This is a genomic window from Bradyrhizobium sp. USDA 4504 (genome assembly GCF_054063995.1).
The window spans coordinates 5,244,921-5,260,614 of sequence record NZ_JBSSGV010000001.1 but is presented as its reverse complement, the minus strand read 5'-3'; the positions used below and the strand labels follow the sequence as shown (position 1 = coordinate 5,260,614).

12 protein-coding genes are annotated in these 15,694 nt (G+C 60.3%); 8 read left to right on the top strand and 4 right to left on the bottom strand.

Going from position 1 to position 15,694, the window contains the following annotated elements:
• Nucleotides 1-15 precede the first annotated feature (15 nt).
• Nucleotides 16-1,065 (top strand): dCTP deaminase domain-containing protein, encoded by a 1,050-nt coding sequence (locus tag ACVMB1_RS24720; RefSeq protein WP_456849309.1) that lies wholly within the window; start codon nt 16-18, stop codon nt 1,063-1,065.
• Nucleotides 1,066-1,191: 126 nt separating this feature from the next.
• Nucleotides 1,192-1,428 carry a hypothetical protein gene (locus ACVMB1_RS24715; RefSeq protein WP_456849307.1) on the top strand — a complete coding sequence of 79 codons (237 nt, stop codon included), beginning with the start codon at nt 1,192-1,194 and terminating at the stop codon, nt 1,426-1,428.
• A gap of 13 nt (nt 1,429-1,441) precedes the next feature.
• Here the strand turns inward: ACVMB1_RS24715 and rlmJ are convergent, their stop codons facing one another.
• Nucleotides 1,442-2,245 (bottom strand): 23S rRNA (adenine(2030)-N(6))-methyltransferase RlmJ, encoded by an 804-nt coding sequence (gene rlmJ, locus ACVMB1_RS24710; protein ID WP_456849305.1) that lies wholly within the window; start codon nt 2,243-2,245, stop codon nt 1,442-1,444.
• A 246-nt stretch (nt 2,246-2,491) separates the two neighbouring features.
• Nucleotides 2,492-2,821 carry a hypothetical protein gene (locus ACVMB1_RS24705; RefSeq protein ID WP_456849303.1) on the bottom strand — a complete coding sequence of 110 codons (330 nt, stop codon included), beginning with the start codon at nt 2,819-2,821 and terminating at the stop codon, nt 2,492-2,494.
• A gap of 53 nt (nt 2,822-2,874) precedes the next feature.
• On the opposite strand from ACVMB1_RS24705, the gene ACVMB1_RS24700 reads away from it, so the two are divergent.
• The 6 genes from ACVMB1_RS24700 (at nt 2,875) to ACVMB1_RS24675 (ending at nt 11,716) form a co-directional block, all read left to right on the top strand.
• A complete protein-coding gene (locus tag ACVMB1_RS24700) occupies nt 2,875-3,960 on the top strand; it encodes a dCTP deaminase domain-containing protein (protein WP_456849301.1) in 1,086 nt (361 codons plus the stop codon).
• Nucleotides 3,961-4,130: 170 nt separating this feature from the next.
• Nucleotides 4,131-5,438 (top strand): adenylosuccinate lyase, encoded by a 1,308-nt coding sequence (purB, locus tag ACVMB1_RS24695; protein WP_456849299.1) that lies wholly within the window; start codon nt 4,131-4,133, stop codon nt 5,436-5,438.
• A 592-nt stretch (nt 5,439-6,030) separates the two neighbouring features.
• On the top strand, nt 6,031-6,198 hold the full coding sequence (locus tag ACVMB1_RS24690; RefSeq protein ID WP_456849297.1) for a hypothetical protein: 168 nt from the start codon (nt 6,031-6,033) through the stop codon (nt 6,196-6,198).
• A 513-nt stretch (nt 6,199-6,711) separates the two neighbouring features.
• Nucleotides 6,712-9,495 (top strand): UPF0182 family membrane protein, encoded by a 2,784-nt coding sequence (locus tag ACVMB1_RS24685; protein WP_456849295.1) that lies wholly within the window; start codon nt 6,712-6,714, stop codon nt 9,493-9,495.
• Between the two features lie 533 nt (nt 9,496-10,028).
• Nucleotides 10,029-10,424 carry a hypothetical protein gene (locus tag ACVMB1_RS24680; protein WP_076830494.1) on the top strand — a complete coding sequence of 132 codons (396 nt, stop codon included), beginning with the start codon at nt 10,029-10,031 and terminating at the stop codon, nt 10,422-10,424.
• A 128-nt stretch (nt 10,425-10,552) separates the two neighbouring features.
• Nucleotides 10,553-11,716 carry a radical SAM protein gene (locus ACVMB1_RS24675; RefSeq protein WP_076830437.1) on the top strand — a complete coding sequence of 388 codons (1,164 nt, stop codon included), beginning with the start codon at nt 10,553-10,555 and terminating at the stop codon, nt 11,714-11,716.
• Between the two features lie 18 nt (nt 11,717-11,734).
• On the opposite strand, the gene fabF is transcribed toward ACVMB1_RS24675, so the two are convergent.
• The gene (gene fabF / locus ACVMB1_RS24670; RefSeq protein ID WP_076830440.1) at nt 11,735-12,997 is read right to left on the bottom strand and encodes a beta-ketoacyl-ACP synthase II; all 1,263 of its coding nucleotides are present in this window, start codon (nt 12,995-12,997) and stop codon (nt 11,735-11,737) included.
• A 171-nt stretch (nt 12,998-13,168) separates the two neighbouring features.
• Nucleotides 13,169-15,478 carry a tetratricopeptide repeat protein gene (locus ACVMB1_RS24665; RefSeq protein WP_076830443.1) on the bottom strand — a complete coding sequence of 770 codons (2,310 nt, stop codon included), beginning with the start codon at nt 15,476-15,478 and terminating at the stop codon, nt 13,169-13,171.
• Between the last annotated feature and the right edge of the window lie 216 nt (nt 15,479-15,694).

Sequence of the window (15,694 nt, the reverse complement as noted above, 5' to 3'; positions counted from 1 at the left end):
AGAAAACAGCGAGTAATGGACTTAGCGAATTTACCAAAGGATGATAACGACGCCAAAGCCCGTGCCGACAGGTTCGAGAACCTAGATCCATTTCCTGGCGTCCCCCGTGCCTTGCTTTCCTCTTTCGAGATAGCGGACTACGCCCGCGTCACGGGAATGATGTGGCCGTTTGTCGAGAAGCAGCTCAAGTCGGCGTCCTACGAGGTGTTCATCGGCGGGGATGTGATCTGGTGGGACGGCAGGGGACGGAGACAAAAAAAGACCGTCAAGAGAGGGGCGCCGCTCGTTCTGGAAGCAAATTCCATCGTGTTCGCTCAAGTCGAGCCAATCTTCAGATTGCCGAATTACATCGCCATTCGTTTCAATTTGAGGATCACGCATGTCCATCGTGGCTTGCTGCTCGGTACCGGCCCCCTGGTGGATCCGGGATTCCATGGAAAGCTTTTAATACCTCTCCACAACCTCACGTCCACCGACTACGCCATCGACACGAACGAAGCTCTGATATGGATTGAGTTCACCAAAACCTCGTACGGTTACCAACCTGAGATCGGAGACAATCTTGCCGCCCAGCGAGACGGGCGCAATTTCAAGGGGTTCCCGCGCGATAAACGATACCAGGATCCCGACAAATACCTACGTAAGGCTAATGCTGGGAATTCGATTCAAAGCTCGATCCCGAATGCGATCGCAACGTCGGCTGAATCGGCGCGTAAGGCCGAACAGAGCGCAAGAAACATTCAGAATATAGGGCTGATCGCGGCGCTTGTCGCCGGCGCGGGTATCGTCTTCGGGCTTTACCAAATCGGCCAGCAGTTCACATCGATGGTGCAGAATTCCCAATCGCTGATCGCGTCGGTTTCGACGGATGCAAAGGGAATGGCGGAAAAAATCACGACGTTGTCGGCAGACAACAAGGGCTTGACGGACAAACTAGTCGAATTGAAAGATGCGAACGAAAAGCTTTCCGCGCGCATGAACGAACAAAATGCGCAGATTGAGAAATTGAACTCCCCACCACGGAAGCGGGTCAAAAAGGGTCTTTCGAAGGGAAAAGGCCGCTGACCGAGGCGGCTCGAATCGACGACTTTCGCCCAGTCTCCGTCTTGGATCCTGCCGCCAAGGCGTTATATTGCACTCATGATCATGCGAAGACTATTGATCGCTTCATTTGGTCAGATGACGGTCGCTATGGATTCGATCGAGGGCGGTGCCTCGTTCGATCAAGGCGTATATCATCAACTGTGGCGGAGAGCTGCTCGACTGATCGAGCGCTTTGGCGCGGACGAAGCTCTGGCGGAACTTGACCGGCGGGCGGAACGTTGCGTGGATCGACGGGACGTGCGTTCGGCGGTGCGCTGGCGTAACGTGATGGCAGCCATTCACGCGATAAGCTCGGGCAAGTGTGGCAAAGGTCAGACGAACTAGCCTAAGCGAGGTCTTACCCACCATTCTGTGGAATATCCGGATCCGGTTTCCTCGAAGATCGGCACTCTAGAGCTTTGCAGATGGCGTGAACGTCCTTATCATACTGCCAAGGCGGATTGACGATGATCATGCCGCTACCAATCAATCCTTCCTCACTCTTGGCGTACGCCAGAAACTCGACGCAAAACGTTGGGACGTCCTCGACAACGAGCTTTTTCACCTTTGCGATCTGACTGCGTCCTTTGATCGGATACCAGAGAGCGAAGATTCCTGTCGGCCATTTACGGATCCCAGAATTTAACGCCTCTGCCGCGAGCGCGAGTTCATTTGGATTTTCGAACGGAGGGTCCAGGAAGACGAGGCCTCGGGCGGAACGAATGCGTGCACCGCAGCGAAACCGTCTCGCTGGTGGACCGCGGTGCGGACGTCGCCTTCCATGACCTCTTGTAGTCGCGAGGCGGGAGCCGCTTCGGACTCGCAGGCTATCAACCGGTCTTCGCCGCGAAGCAAAATGACGGATGATAGCCGGCGAACCCGGGTATAGTTTCAGGCGGTTCGGATTGAAATGTTCGATGATGCCGAGATAGCGTTGTAAGGCTCGCGTACGCTTCGTATAGACGAGCCGGATGCCATGATCGGCCTCGCCTGTCCGTGCAGCCTCTGGCGAATCGAGGTCATAGAGGCCTGATCCGGCATGCGTGTCGATGACGCAGATCGGCTTGGGCTTCAACTGAAGTCGGTCGATCAGCGCGCAGAGCAAGGCGTGTTTGAAGACCTCGGAATGATTGCCTGCGTGAAATTCATGACGATAGTTCATCTGATCTATGCCAACTTCGCTCAAGTCCAGAGACAACGGCCGTGACGGCCAAGCAACACTTCGGGGCAGCTCAGATAGGCATGCTTGCGGGGTTTTTGGCAAGCGAAGTGATCTCAATTACCGAATTCGCTTAGGGGTCTTCAGTTTGTTAGTTCGGTTGATTCTGCGGCGTTCGCTGGCCTGGGTAACTTTAGCCACGATGACGACCAGCAGCCGAAGCTGGTCGAGAAGTTCCAGGCCGTCTTGTTAGGTTGCCCGCAGTGCGGTGGCCGCTATATCGAGCACGCGCGAAGATACTGAGCAGAGGAGAAAAAAGCCAAGGAAAGCGAGTACCGCTCCTGGCGCGCTCCGGACCACGAGCAAGAAAATCAATTCGTTGCGTGCCTTCAACCTGCTGTCTTCCCGCGCTTCGGGCTTTTCTTCGGCGACTCTCGTTGGCAAACTTCGTAGCAGGGCTTCGACGTCATCTCGCACATTGCGCAGCAGGGTGGCGCCGACGTATGACACCACCGTAGCGCCGATGGCACCGATCGACATCGCCAGTAAGAGTGCCGTTTCATGCATGAGGACCTTCAATGTCGCCTCCTAGCGATCTTTCTCCGGGGGCGGACCCCGCCCCGCCGACCTTCTTGGCGGAGGTCGAATTTGCCGATACCGAAGATGTAGCCGAAACTCGCTCGGCTAGATACCGCGGGAAGGATGTCGACATCGATCCATTCCCCTCTATTCCGCGAGCGTTGCTGTCGTCCGAGCACGTCAAGGCGTACGTGAGGCAGACCGGGATGATACATCCGTTTGCCGAAGGACATCTCAAATCCGCGTCCTATGAAGTTAGTGCGGGTGGCCGTTTCATATACTGGGACGAAAACGGGGAAAAGAAATCGAAACCCGTTGCGAGGGATGGTACGATTACTCTGCCGCCCAACTCTATTAGCTTTGTTCAGGTCGGCATCACCTTCCGACTGCCCCAATACATCGCTGTCCGCTTCAATCTACGAATTACCCACGTGCACCGAGGCCTTCTCCTCGGTACCGGACCTCTGGTTGATCCCGGATTCCACGGCAAGCTTCTCATTCCACTCCATAATCTGACGTCGGACGAATATACGATACGTGGTGACGAAGGCCTGATATGGATGGAATTTACCAAGACCTCGCACAAAGCCACGGAGGGAATCGTCGAGCATCCGGTCGTCGAGCAGTTTGAGGCGACCGAGGCGCGAAAGAATGACCAGCCACCTGAGTATTACTTCGATCGCGCGAGCAAGAACCGGCCTATTCGAAGTTCGATCCCAGGAGTCGTGGCCGAAGCCCGCTCTCAAGCAAAGGATGCTGTCGATGCCGCAGCAAGAGCAGAGCGGACGAACAGGATCTTCGTGGGAGGTGGCCTGCTGGCCGTGGCCGGCCTTGTCGTTGGCTTATTTTCGTTCTTTGAGTCCGTGAAGGCGAACGTGATTGCCGCTGTAAATCTCGCTTCCACCGTATCCGTTGCTGCTACCCAAGCGGGGGCCGATGCAAAGAGAGCGCAGGATGACGTGAAGGATCTTCGCACTGCAGTGGATGCGATAAGTGCGAAAGGATCTGCGGAGGAAGTTCAGCGATTACGCACCCAGCTTGAGGAGGCACGAGTCGAACTTCAAGTTCTGCGACGTGAGATCGATCGCGTCATTCAGCGAAGCGGAGCTGAAACAAAGAGTAGTGCGGGAACCAAATAAAGCGATAGTCCGGTAAACCTATGCGCGGTGAGCCGCCCCTGCGGTCAGCGATGGTGGAGGACGACAGACGCCTTCAGATCGTCTGCCCGTTGCTTGTACGTCGCGCTCTGATACACGACGTTTGGTTACCTGTGAAGCTGCATTGAAGTCCCCATTGTTGGAGCCGCCATATGATCCCCCGCTACACTCGTCCCGAAATGGCTTCGATCTGGGAGCCGCAGACCCGGTTCAAGATTTGGTTTGAGATCGAGGCGCATGCGGCGGACGCTCTTGCCGAACTCGGAACGATCTCCAGGGAGGCCGCCAAGACGATCTGGGCCAAGGCTAAGGACGCCACCTTCGACGTCGCGCGTATCGACGAGATCGAACGCGAGACCAAGCACGACGTCATCGCCTTCCTCACCTATCTCGCCGAGATCGTTGGTTCCGAAGCGCGTTTCGTGCACCAAGGCATGACCTCCTCCGACGTGCTCGACACCTGCCTTAACGTCCAGCTTACCCGCGCCGCGGACCTGCTGCTCGCCGATCTCGACAAGCTGCTGGCCGCGCTGAATAAGCGGGCGGTGGAGCACAAGATGACGCCGACCATCGGCCGCAGCCACGGCATTCATGCCGAGCCGGTCACCTTCGGCCTCAAGCTCGCCTATGCCTATGCCGAGTTCTCACGCGCGAAGGAGCGGCTGATCGCGGCACGGAAAGAAGTCGCGACGTGTGCGATCTCCGGCGCCGTCGGCACCTTCGCGCAGATCGATCCGCGCGTCGAAGAGCATGTCGCCAAGGCAATGGGTCTGGTCCCGGAGCCGATTTCGACGCAGGTAATCCCGCGCGACCGCCACGCGACGTATTTTTCGACGCTGGGCGTTATCGCAGCCTCAGTCGAGCGTCTCGCCGTCGAGATCCGCCATCTGCAGCGCACCGAAGTGCTGGAAGCCGAGGAGTTCTTCTCGGAGGGGCAGAAGGGGTCATCCGCGATGCCGCACAAGCGCAATCCGGTGCTGTCTGAAAACCTCACCGGTCTCTCGCGCATGGTGCGCGCCTATGTGACGCCGGCGCTCGAAAACGTCGTGCTCTGGCACGAGCGCGATATCTCGCATTCCTCTGCCGAGCGCATGATGGGGCCGGATGCCACGGTTACGCTCGACTTCGCGCTAGTCCGTCTCGCCGGGCTGATCGACAAGCTGCTGGTTTATCCCGCAAACATGCGGAAGAATCTTGACCGCCTCGGCGGTCTCGTGCATTCGCAACGGGTGCTACTTGCTCTGACCCAGAAGGGGGCAAGCCGCGAAGACGCCTACAAGCTAGTGCAGCGCAACGCCATGCCCGTCTGGCGCGCCGAAGGCGATTTCCTCCAGCTCCTCAAAAGAGACCCCGAGGTTAAACAATATCTCACCGACGCCGAGCTTGAGGAGCAGTTCGACCTCGGCTACCACCTCAGGCACGTCGACACGATCTTCAAGCGCGTCTTCGGGAAAGGGTAGATCACTCGTCTCCCTAATGCGATGTCGTCAAGGCCCGCGTCGAAGCGCGATCGCCGCAAGCATAGTGGGCCTTGGAAAGCTTGGCGCTGCTCGCCTCGCAGAGCTTCTCAACGCGATCTGGCGATGAACCACAGGAGGCTTGGTCGGCTCCTCTCCCGAAAGCGGACGTTGCAGCCTCCCGAACAGAGGTCGGCTACGGGCCCAGGCTGTGTGAGAATCTCTTTTGGGCAGGTGGGAAGTCCGGCATCGGCTCGATTTGGGCGGTCCGATGGGCGACGCAGAGGCTCCTGAACCTGAAGGCCGCCGATCTGGCGTACAAATACGTCTGCATCGCCCCCAGCAGTGTTCGGCAACCCAGAATCGCTATGACACGTTCCATATTGTAGGTGAGCCGTTCTCCAGCAGAGCACCGTCACTTTAGGTGGCAGTTTTCGCGACTGCGGCCCCAGGTCGCCGAGCTGGAGGGGATTTGGTGCCACCAACCTCAACGCGGAGCCGAGCGGGTGGGCAGATCTTCGCGGTGTGCCATCGCGGCGTGGACTACTTTCCAAGCTACGCGGAGGACTATCGCCCGGCGGAGGGGCTCGCGAGAGTGCTGGCCGCGTTTCGCGGGCACAAGAGCGACTTGGGTCTCGCCTACTGGTTCGCGTCGGTCAACAGTTTCCTTCGCGGTAAGCGACCACAGGACTTGTTGATTAGTGATCCCGGGCGCGTGGTCGCCGCGGCGGAACATGACGTCATCGGCCTGCTGCATGGCTAATCCGCGCTGTTCGATTGCGAAGGAGCGCCGAATATTTATTTCCTTTTGCCGCCCAGCCTTGGCCCTGACTCACAAGTAGAACGGCAAGTCATCGTGCTACCTGCTCGAGTGTCGCTCCCATGTTTGAAGTTCACCCAATCGACAGTCATGGAAAAGTAAGCTGGATCTTACGACTCTCGTTCTCCAGTTTGGGCGGTCATTTTGAAACGCCTTGAAAAACAATGAGGCGTGTCTTACCCAAACAATCCCGTAAGGCATTGAATTCGCTTTCTTGTTTCAGTTCCCTAGGGAGCGCCAAATGTTCGCTATTCCACGACATTTTACGATACGGCTCCATTCGCCGGGAGCTTTCCTGCTCGACGACTGATTGATCACGCCGGCCGCCTGAGCAGTTGCCGCCTTGTGCTCATTTGCGTCCCGGTGACGCAGCTTCGAGCCCTCATCGCGCCTTGGCGGGCAATCCCCACCACGAAACAAGCGGCGGGCGTCCCTCGTTTCCGCTATGATGAAGCCATGACGATCGGGATTACCGGACCCGGCCGGAAAGGACCACGGCAAAGTGGCGTGGTCAGGCTGATCGTTGCGGCCATCGTCATCACGATTTGCCTGATCCTGCTCTCGTTCGCGAGCGACTTCCTGGTCGATTGGCTGTGGTTTTCATCGATCGGCTACCTACAGGTTTTCCTGACGGCGATCGGCGCCAAGGCAATCGTCTTTCTCTCCGTCTTCGCGGTGACCACCGTCGTCCTCTCGCTGAACGGAGTCCTGGCGGTGCTGTTTGCCATGCAGCAGCCGCTACAGAACCGAGTTGCCCCGGGGAAGGTCGCCGGTTTTACGGCGCCGCCCGATCCGTTCGTAGAACTGCGCGACCAATTAGCCCGGCCGCGGTTTGTCGCGCTCGGTGCGGGTGTGCTCGCCGTGCTGGTTGCCGCAGGCGAAGTCGGCAATTGGAACATCTTCCTGCAGTTTCTCTACCACGTGCCCTACGGTGCGCAGGATCCGCTCTACAACAAGGACATCGGGTTCTATCTCTTTTCGCTACCCGCCTATATCGCGATCAAGAACTGGATGCTGCTGACAATTATCCTGGGCGCGCTGTTTGCCGGAGCGATCTACTGGGTGCGCGGCGACATCGAATACGATGTTCACAACCGTTCAATTTCGCCGACCGTGATCGCGCATGGCTCGGCGCTGATTGGCCTTCTGTTCGCGGTGAAAGCCTGGTCCTATGGGCTCGACCGCTATCTGCTGCTCTACGGCGACAATGGTGTCGTGGTCGGGGCGAGCTACACCGATGTCCATCTGGGGCTGCCGGCTCTGTGGTTGATGATCGGGCTTTCGATCATCGCGGCGCTCATCGCATGGGCCAATTTGCGGGCGTGCACCTACCGGCTTCTTGCCGCCGCGTTCATCCTCGTCGGCGTCAGCTCTGTCATGCTGTCGAGCCTCGTCCCTTCGCTTTTCCGGCACTTCGTCGTCAAGCCGACGGAGTTGGAACTGGAGAAGCCCTACATCGAACGCAACATTGCGCTCACCAGGCAGGCCTACAATCTCGACCGGATCGCAACCAAGCCGTTTGCCGCTGAACAGAGGCTGACCTTCAAGACGCTGGAAGTGAACAAGGCGACCATCGACAACATCCGGCTGTGGGACTGGCTGCCGCTGTCGAATACCTACGCGCAGCTGCAGGAGATCCGTACCTATTACAAATTCCACGATCTTGACGTCGATCGCTATTGGCTCGACGGCTCCTACCAGAGCGTGATGCTCTCGGCCCGCGAACTCCGGGCCTCCCTGCTGCCGGCGAACGCCCAGACCTGGGTCAACCGCCACGTGCTGTTTACGCACGGCAACGGCGCAGTGATGAGCCCGGTCACCCGCAAGAGCACGGAAGGACTGCCGTTCTTCTATTTGCGCGATATTCCGCCCGTTGCCGACGGTGGCCCCAGGATCGACGAACCGCGCATCTATTTCGGCGAAGAGAGCGACGACTACGTCATCGTCAAGGCCAGCATCCCGGAGTTCGATTATCCGAAGGGGAAGGACAACGTCTATGCGGCCTATGACGGCAGCGGCGGTGTGCCGATCGGAGCATTGGGATGGAGAACGCTGTTCGCCTACTACTTCAACGACGCGAATCTGGTCCTCTCAAGCTATATCACGGCCGACAGCCGGATCATGATCCGGCGCAACATTACGGAACGGGTGCGCACGATCGCCCCATTCCTCAGGCTCGATCATGATCCCTATCTGGTCGTCAGCAACGGTCGGCTGTTCTGGATGCAGGATGCCTACACCACGAGCTCCTATTTCCCCTCAGCGCAGCCCGTGCCGGAGCTCGATCTCAACTACATCAGGAATTCGGTGAAAATTGTCGTCGATGCCTATAACGGGACGGTCGATTTTTACCTGATCGACCCAAGCGACACCATTGCAGCGACCTACCAGCGCATCTTCCCGGACCTGTTCAAGCCGTTCATGGCCATGCCGGCGGATTTGCAGAAGCATATCCGCTATCCGGAGAATCTGTTCCTGATCCAGGCGCGGCTGTATCAGACCTACCACATGGAGCAGGCCGAAATATTCTACAACCGCGAGGACTTCTGGCAGTTTCCGCGACAGCCGGGCGGCGACGGCACTTCGGTGATGACCCCCTATTACATCATCATGCGGCTGCCCGGCGAGCCGCAGGCCGAGTTCTTCCTGATGCTTCCCATGGTACCGAGCCGTCGCGACAATATGATCGCGTGGCTCGCGGCGCGTTGCGACGCCCCCGACTACGGCAAGCTGATTGTCTACGAGTTCCCCAAGGACAAGCTTGTCTACGGGCCGTTTCAGATCGAGGCACGGATCAATCAGAATACCGAGATCTCGCAACAACTCACGCTGTGGAATCAGATGGGCTCGCGGGTGATACGCGGTGCGAACCTGCTGGTGATCCCGATCGAGAACTCGATCCTTTATGTCTCGCCGCTCTATTTGCGCGCCGAGCTTGGACACCTGCCGGAGCTGAAACGCGTGATCGCGGCCTACGGTGAGCACGTCGTGATGAAGGAGACGCTCGCTGACGCCCTGGCCGCGTTGTTCGCGGAGCCCGGTGCGGTGCCGGCGGTTTCAAACGCAACGGAAACGGTGTCCCCTGCGGGCGGGACGGCGAGCCCGGCGCAGCAGGCGCTCGATCACTACAATCAGGCGATGGAGCGATTGAAGGCGGGAGACTGGAAAGGTTTCGGTACCCAGTTCGATGCCCTGCGCGAGCCCCTTGAGGAAATGAACCGACGCTCCGCCGGTCACTAGAGCATGATCCGGAAAAGCGTGTAGCGGTGTCCGAAAAGATCGTGTCAAATCAAAGGGCCAGAGCGGGATGACGATTCGAAGAAAAGTCATCGCGCTCCAATGGGCTCGGGAATTGTGAGTGCGGACGCACGCCTCAATCGGGTATTGTTAAAGGTCGCATTGCAGTTTCAATCACATAAGAGTTCGCAGTTTCGTTCCGATTGGCGCGCCATTGAGCCCTCATCCGCAAACCCGGAACTGACCCGCTTCGGCACGCAAAAGCGGCCATTTCGAGCGCATGGCTGCGGCTCCCGATTCAGATTGCGGTGCCGTTGGCCGCGATCACATTCGTGAACGATTGCGCAGGTCTTTCGGAACGGGCTCGCGCGAGAGCGTGCCCTGGTCGTTCGCCCATCGCGAACTGATCGGCGCAGCATCAGACGCGATACCTAGACTCCGCTGCAAATCCGCTGCTATACTTTCAGTTGCTCGACCGGCGTAAGGCACGCGCCGACATTTCGTTTGATTGCGATATCGCGAAAAGGAGCTCAACGATGGCGATCACGCTGACGGTCTTGGCGAGCCTGCTGCAACTGCACGGGCCGGGTGCGACAATCGAAAGCGATCATCAGGGTATCGACGCATTGCTGAGTGGTGTGCGCGAGCAGAGCCTTCAGGAACAGGGCGCTCAGGAACAGAGCCCTCAAGAACAGAGCTTGCAAGAACAGAGCCCTCAAGACGTACAGGGCTTCCAGCTGGGGTTGATTTCCGAACAGCCTCAGGCAACTCAGGTTTATTTCAGGCGCGGGGCCTTTGCCAGGGGGCCCTATGCGGGCGGCTTTCGCAGGGGCGGCGGCTACTATCCGGGAGCCGGCGCATTTCGCAGGGCCGGCGGATATTATCCCGGAGCAGGCGCGTTCCGACGAGGTGGCTTCGTCAGAGGCTACTAGAGCATGATCCGGAAAAGTGGAAACCGGTTTTCCAAAATGATCATGCTCAAACAAACAGACGAGATCATGATGCGGTTCCGTGGAAACGCATCATGATCTAGGCCGATCGCAGCTTGCCGGTAATCCGCATGTCGGTTGACGCTTCAAATTCCGTCGCGTTCCAGGAGCAGCCGATCACGCAGTTGCTGGTCAAGGTAGCGGCGAGGTGCAACATCGATTGCTCCTATTGCTACTGGTTTCGCGATGCGGCCGTCTATGACAAGCCCAAGCTGATGAGTGCCGAGGTGCTGCAACAGCTGTTGCTGCGCCTCGAACAGCACGTCGCCAGATACTCCCTCGTCGACTTTCCCGTGATCCTGCACGGCGGTGAGCCGCTGCTTTGGGGTGTCGATAATTTTCACCGTTTTGCGGAGGGCTGCGAGGGCATTTCATCCCGGACCGGCTGCGAGATCCCGATCGCGGTGACGACCAACGGCATCCTGATTGACGATGAATGGCTCGACTGCTTCGAGGCCCGCAATATTTCGGTGGCGATCAGCATCGATGGGCCGGCACATATTCACGACGCTCACCGCAAGACGTTTCAAGGGACCGGCACCCATGCCGCCGTGGAACGCGCCGCCCGCATGCTGGTATCGCGCGACATCGGCGTGATCGCCCTCGCGGTTTGCAACCCGGCCTACGCGCCGCAGGAGTACGCGGATTTTTTCGCGGCGTGCGGCATCGCCAACTACGACATCATGATTCCCGACGCGACGGTGGACGAGAAGCCGTCGTCCATTGCCCCGTTCTATAACGGCCTTTTCGACTTGTGGCTGGAAGCCAATCGCACGACGCCGACATCGAATGTCCGCATCATTTCCGACATGGTCGCGGCCCTGATCGGCAACAACGCGCCGACCGAAGGTGTCGGCCACAAGCCGGTCGAGCTTTGCACGGTCATGACCGACGGCACGGTGGAGGCCCACGACGTGTTGCGCATTGCGGGTGACGGTTTCACCAACACGCGGTTCAACATCTTCGATCACGCGATCGACGACGTCAGGACCGAGCCGCGCTGGAAAGCCGCACGCGATGCTTCAGTCAATCTTTGCGAGAAGTGCCGGCAATGCAAGTTCATGAACGCCTGCGGCGGAGGCTACCTTCCGCACCGCTTCTCCACGAAGAACGGTTTCGACAATCCGTCGGTCTATTGCGACGATCTCTATTCGATGTTCGAGAACATGCAATCCGTGCTGGAACGTCATCTCTACGTCCGCAAGCAGGACGGGGAACGGATTGGAGTGCGCTGAGCGCAACGCCCGACCGCCTTAAGACCACCGTCGAAAAACCAGGCTGGCGTTGACGCCGCCAAATCCAAAGCCGTTCGAGATCGCGTGTTCGATGGCCATCGGCCGCGCGACGTTCGCGACGAGGTCAATGCCCTGTGCAGCGGAATCGGCGTTCTCCAGATTGAGCGTCGGCGGCGCGACCTGGTCGCGCAGCGCCAGGATCGTGAAGGTCGCCTCGATGCCACCGGCGGCGCCGAGTAGATGTCCGGTCGCCGACTTGGTGGCGCTGACGGCAATTCCTCCCGCGCGCCCGAACACGCGCTTGATCGCTTCCAGCTCGGAGAGATCGCCGACCGGCGTCGATGTCGAGTGCGCGTTGAGATGCTGGACCTCGCCGGGCCGCAGCCCGGCCTGCTGCAGCGCCGCCTCCATCGCGCGCCGGGCGCCGTCGCCGTCTTCGGGACCAGCGGTGATGTGATAGGCGTCCGCCGTCGTGCCGTAGCCGATGAGCTCGGCGATCGGTTTCGCGCCGCGCCGAAGCGCGTGTTCGAGCCCCTCGATGACGAGGACGCCCGCGCCTTCGCCGATCACGAAGCCGTCGCGGTCGCGGTCGAACGGCCGCGACGCCCGCGCCGGCGTGTCGTTGAACGACGTCGAGAGCGCCCGCGCCGCCGCAAAGCCGCCGAGGCTCACCGGATCGATGCAGGCCTCCGCGCCGCCGCAGATCGCAATGTCGGCTTCGCCCGATCTGATCAGGCGCGCGCCGTCGCCGATCGCCTGAACGCTGGCGGCGCAGGCGGTCACCGGCGCGCCGATCGGCCCCTTGTAGCCGTAGCGGATGCTGATGTGCCCGGCCGCGAGATTGGCCAGGAAGGATGGAATGGTGAACGGCGACAGCCGGCGCAGGCCGCTCTTCTCCGCCGTGCGCACGGCGTCCGCGATCGCGGGAAACCCGCCGATCCCGGATGCGATCACGGTGGCGGTGCGCTGCTGCGCCTGCGCGTCGGCCGGCATCCAGCCGGCTTGCGCCACGGCTTCAGCCGCTGCGAGCAGCGCGAACAGGATGAACCGGTCCATCTTCTTCTGGTCCTTGCGCGGGGCCGCCAGGTCAGGATCGAAGCCGCCCTCGGCATCCCCGGCCTTGTCAGGAACCTGTCCTGCGACGCGCGACGGCAGCGCCGCCGCCCATTCCGGCAATGCCGTTAGCCCGGAATGCCCCGCCAGCAGCCTCGACCACACCAGTTCGGTGCCACAGCCCAGCGGCGACACCGTCCCCAGGCCCGTCACAACAATTCGACGCATGGCTCTCCTGTCGCGCCCTGGTGCGAACCGGCATGGCCGGGATTCGAACCTGCCCGGGCGTCGGGTCGTTATATGATGATTGTCATCTATTGTCTCGACCGGCCGGCCGTCAAGGGATTGACTTCGCTCTCAGCGCTCCGCTGACGAGCGACTGCCGTCAGGCAGCAACGATCACGCCGGGACGACGATATGGTCCGGCGCAATGCCCGCCCGGTGACGCGCATACATCGTGGTGTAGGCGGCCTCGATATGCCGGGTGAAACGTTTGGTATCGAACAACGGCGCCGTCAGCCGGTTGGCCGCCAGCCTGGTGCTGAGCGCCGCGAGCCTCGAAGGATCGGTCGCAAGATCGACCGCCATGCGCTCATAAGCCTCCGGAGATTCCGCAATGAGCTCGGGCAGGCCGACCGCATGGAGCAAGCTCGCCGCGACCCGGCTCGCAAACGTGTCGCCGAGAATGGTCAGCACCGGCAGGCCGGCCCATAGCGCATCGCTGGCGGTGGTGTGGGCGTTGTAGGGCGTGCTGTCGAGGAACAGGCCGGCGAGGCGATGGCGTGCGAGATGGTCGGGTGACGACATACGCGGTGCGAACACAAGGCGCTCCGCAGCGACGCCACGCGCGACCGCCTCCTTTCGCAAATTTGCGGCAGAGTCGGCGTTGGCTTCGAGGAGCCACAACATGCTGCCCTCGACGCGGCCGAGAATCCTCATCCACCGATCGAACATGTCAGGCGTGATCTTGTAGTTGTTGTTGAAGCAGCAGAACACGAAGCCCGTCGGCGCCAGCCCCACGTCGCCGCGCGTGAACACGCGATCGGCAATGACGCGCTTGTCGTCGTTGGCCTGATAGCTGTCGGGCAGGGCGACCACCTTTTCGCTGTAGAATTCGCGATGGTGATCCGGAATCACCGTACGGTCGGCGATGATGTAATCGATGAACGGGGCACCGAGCGTTCCCGGATAGCCCAGATAATTGACCTGGATGGGGGCGGGTCGGCGGCCGAGGACTCTGGTGCGGGATCCCCCGGTAAAGCCTTTCAGATCGACCAGGATGTCGATTTCCAATTGTCTGATCAGGTCGGCGACCTCATCGTCGTTGATGTCCCGGACCTCGACAAATCGATCGAACGACGCCTCCAGCCGTTGACGCATCTCCGAGGGGGCGTTGGGCGACCATGAGATTGCCACCGTCTCGAATTTCGACCGGTCGTGGCACTCGAACATCCCTGCCATCAAGAGCGATGTCGCGTGGTTGCAGAAATCCGACGAGAAATAGCCGATGCGAATTCGATCGTGATGGTAGCGCTCGCCCCGCCAGCGCTGGCTTATGGACGGCGGATGATTCTTCGCGGTCCATCGCGTGGCGCACAGCAGTTGGTCGGCGGTCGATGAAGGAACGCTACAAAACAGAAATGGCGGCGTCGTCGCGTTCCGGGTCCTGATCAACTCGACAAGTCGGTCGCACTCGGCGTCAAAGCCGGCCCAGTCGCAAATGTGGGATTTGGCGTGCAGACGATAGCCTTCGATGTCGGCCTGGTCCGGTTTGAGCGCGACGGCCTTGTCATAGGCGGCGAGTGCCTCGGGGTAGCGCGCCAGAACGGATAGAACCTTGCCGCGGTTGGCGTAAGCAGCCGCATCGTCGCCCTTGTGCCGGATCGACTTGTCGATGCTGGCGAGCGCCGCCTCATGATGCCTGAGCCTGAACAGCGCCGAGCCGCGGTTGTTGTAGGCTTCGGCATAGTCGGGCCGCAGGGCGATCGCCTTGTCGTAACTTGCAACTGCCTCTTCGAGACGATCCAGTTCGACCAGCACGTTGCCGCGATTGTAGCACGCGCCGGGAATTCCCGGCGCCCGGTCGTAGCTCGCGAGCGCATCATCGAACCGTTTGAGGTCGTTGAGCACGTTGCCGCGATCGTTGTGTGCACCGGCGTCGTTGGGCTTGAGCGCAATCGCCCTGTCCAGGCTCGCCAGCGCCTCCTCGGGCCGCTGCAGCTTTCTCAGCGCGGCGCCCCTGTTTCGATGGGCATCCGCATGGTCGGGCACGAGCGCGAGCACGCGATCGTAGCTTGCGAGCGCCTCCTCGTGGCGCCCGAGGTCCGCAAGCGTGATTCCGCGATTATAGAGCGCCGGCGCAAGGTTTTGCCTGAGCGCGACCGCCACATCGAAGCTCGCGAGCGCTTCGTCGAAGCGGCGCAACGCGCGCAGCGCGTTGCCGAGGTTGCTGTGCGCGTCCGCGACGTTGCCGTTGAGCCTGATCGCGCGCCGGATCAGGTCGACGCCGCGCTCGCTGCGGCCGGTCTGCGCCGAAATCAGGCCCAGCAGATGCAGCGCATCGAAGTTGTCCGGCTGCTGTCGGAGCATGTCTTCATAGATCTTCTCTGCTGCCGCGAGCTGCCCTCGCTGATGCAGCGCGACGGCCTGCGCGAAGGCGCGCTGCAAGGCGGCCGAACTGGATTCTTGAAATTCACCTGTTTCGGGCATCAGACGTCTTCACGCGCTCCGTGTCCGGATCCTGGCCTCACGCTGGCAGACCTGTCGCATCCTGTGCCCGCGATAGGGATCGCCCGTTGATCAAAGGTTGAAAACTGGCAGATCGTCCTCGATTGCGCAACGGCCTCCAGGAACAGCTCCAGGAACAGCTCCAGGAACAGCTCCAGGAACAGCTCCACCAATAGTCGGGCTGAAGCGGATGGTCCT

Excerpts from the sequence above, each read along its gene's own strand:
- ACVMB1_RS24720 (WP_456849309.1), top strand. The coding sequence starts at position 16 with ATGGACTTAGCGAATTTACCAAAGGATGATAACGACGCCAAAGCCCGT.
- ACVMB1_RS24715 (WP_456849307.1), top strand. The coding sequence starts at position 1,192 with ATGGATTCGATCGAGGGCGGTGCCTCGTTCGATCAAGGCGTATATCAT.
- rlmJ (WP_456849305.1), bottom strand. The coding sequence starts at position 2,245 with ATGAACTATCGTCATGAATTTCACGCAGGCAATCATTCCGAGGTCTTC.
- purB (WP_456849299.1), top strand. The coding sequence starts at position 4,131 with ATGATCCCCCGCTACACTCGTCCCGAAATGGCTTCGATCTGGGAGCCG.
- ACVMB1_RS24685 (WP_456849295.1), top strand. The coding sequence starts at position 6,712 with ATGACGATCGGGATTACCGGACCCGGCCGGAAAGGACCACGGCAAAGT.
- ACVMB1_RS24680 (WP_076830494.1), top strand. The coding sequence starts at position 10,029 with ATGGCGATCACGCTGACGGTCTTGGCGAGCCTGCTGCAACTGCACGGG.
- ACVMB1_RS24675 (WP_076830437.1), top strand. The coding sequence starts at position 10,553 with ATGTCGGTTGACGCTTCAAATTCCGTCGCGTTCCAGGAGCAGCCGATC.
- fabF (WP_076830440.1), bottom strand. The coding sequence starts at position 12,997 with ATGCGTCGAATTGTTGTGACGGGCCTGGGGACGGTGTCGCCGCTGGGC.
- ACVMB1_RS24665 (WP_076830443.1), bottom strand. The coding sequence starts at position 15,478 with ATGCCCGAAACAGGTGAATTTCAAGAATCCAGTTCGGCCGCCTTGCAG.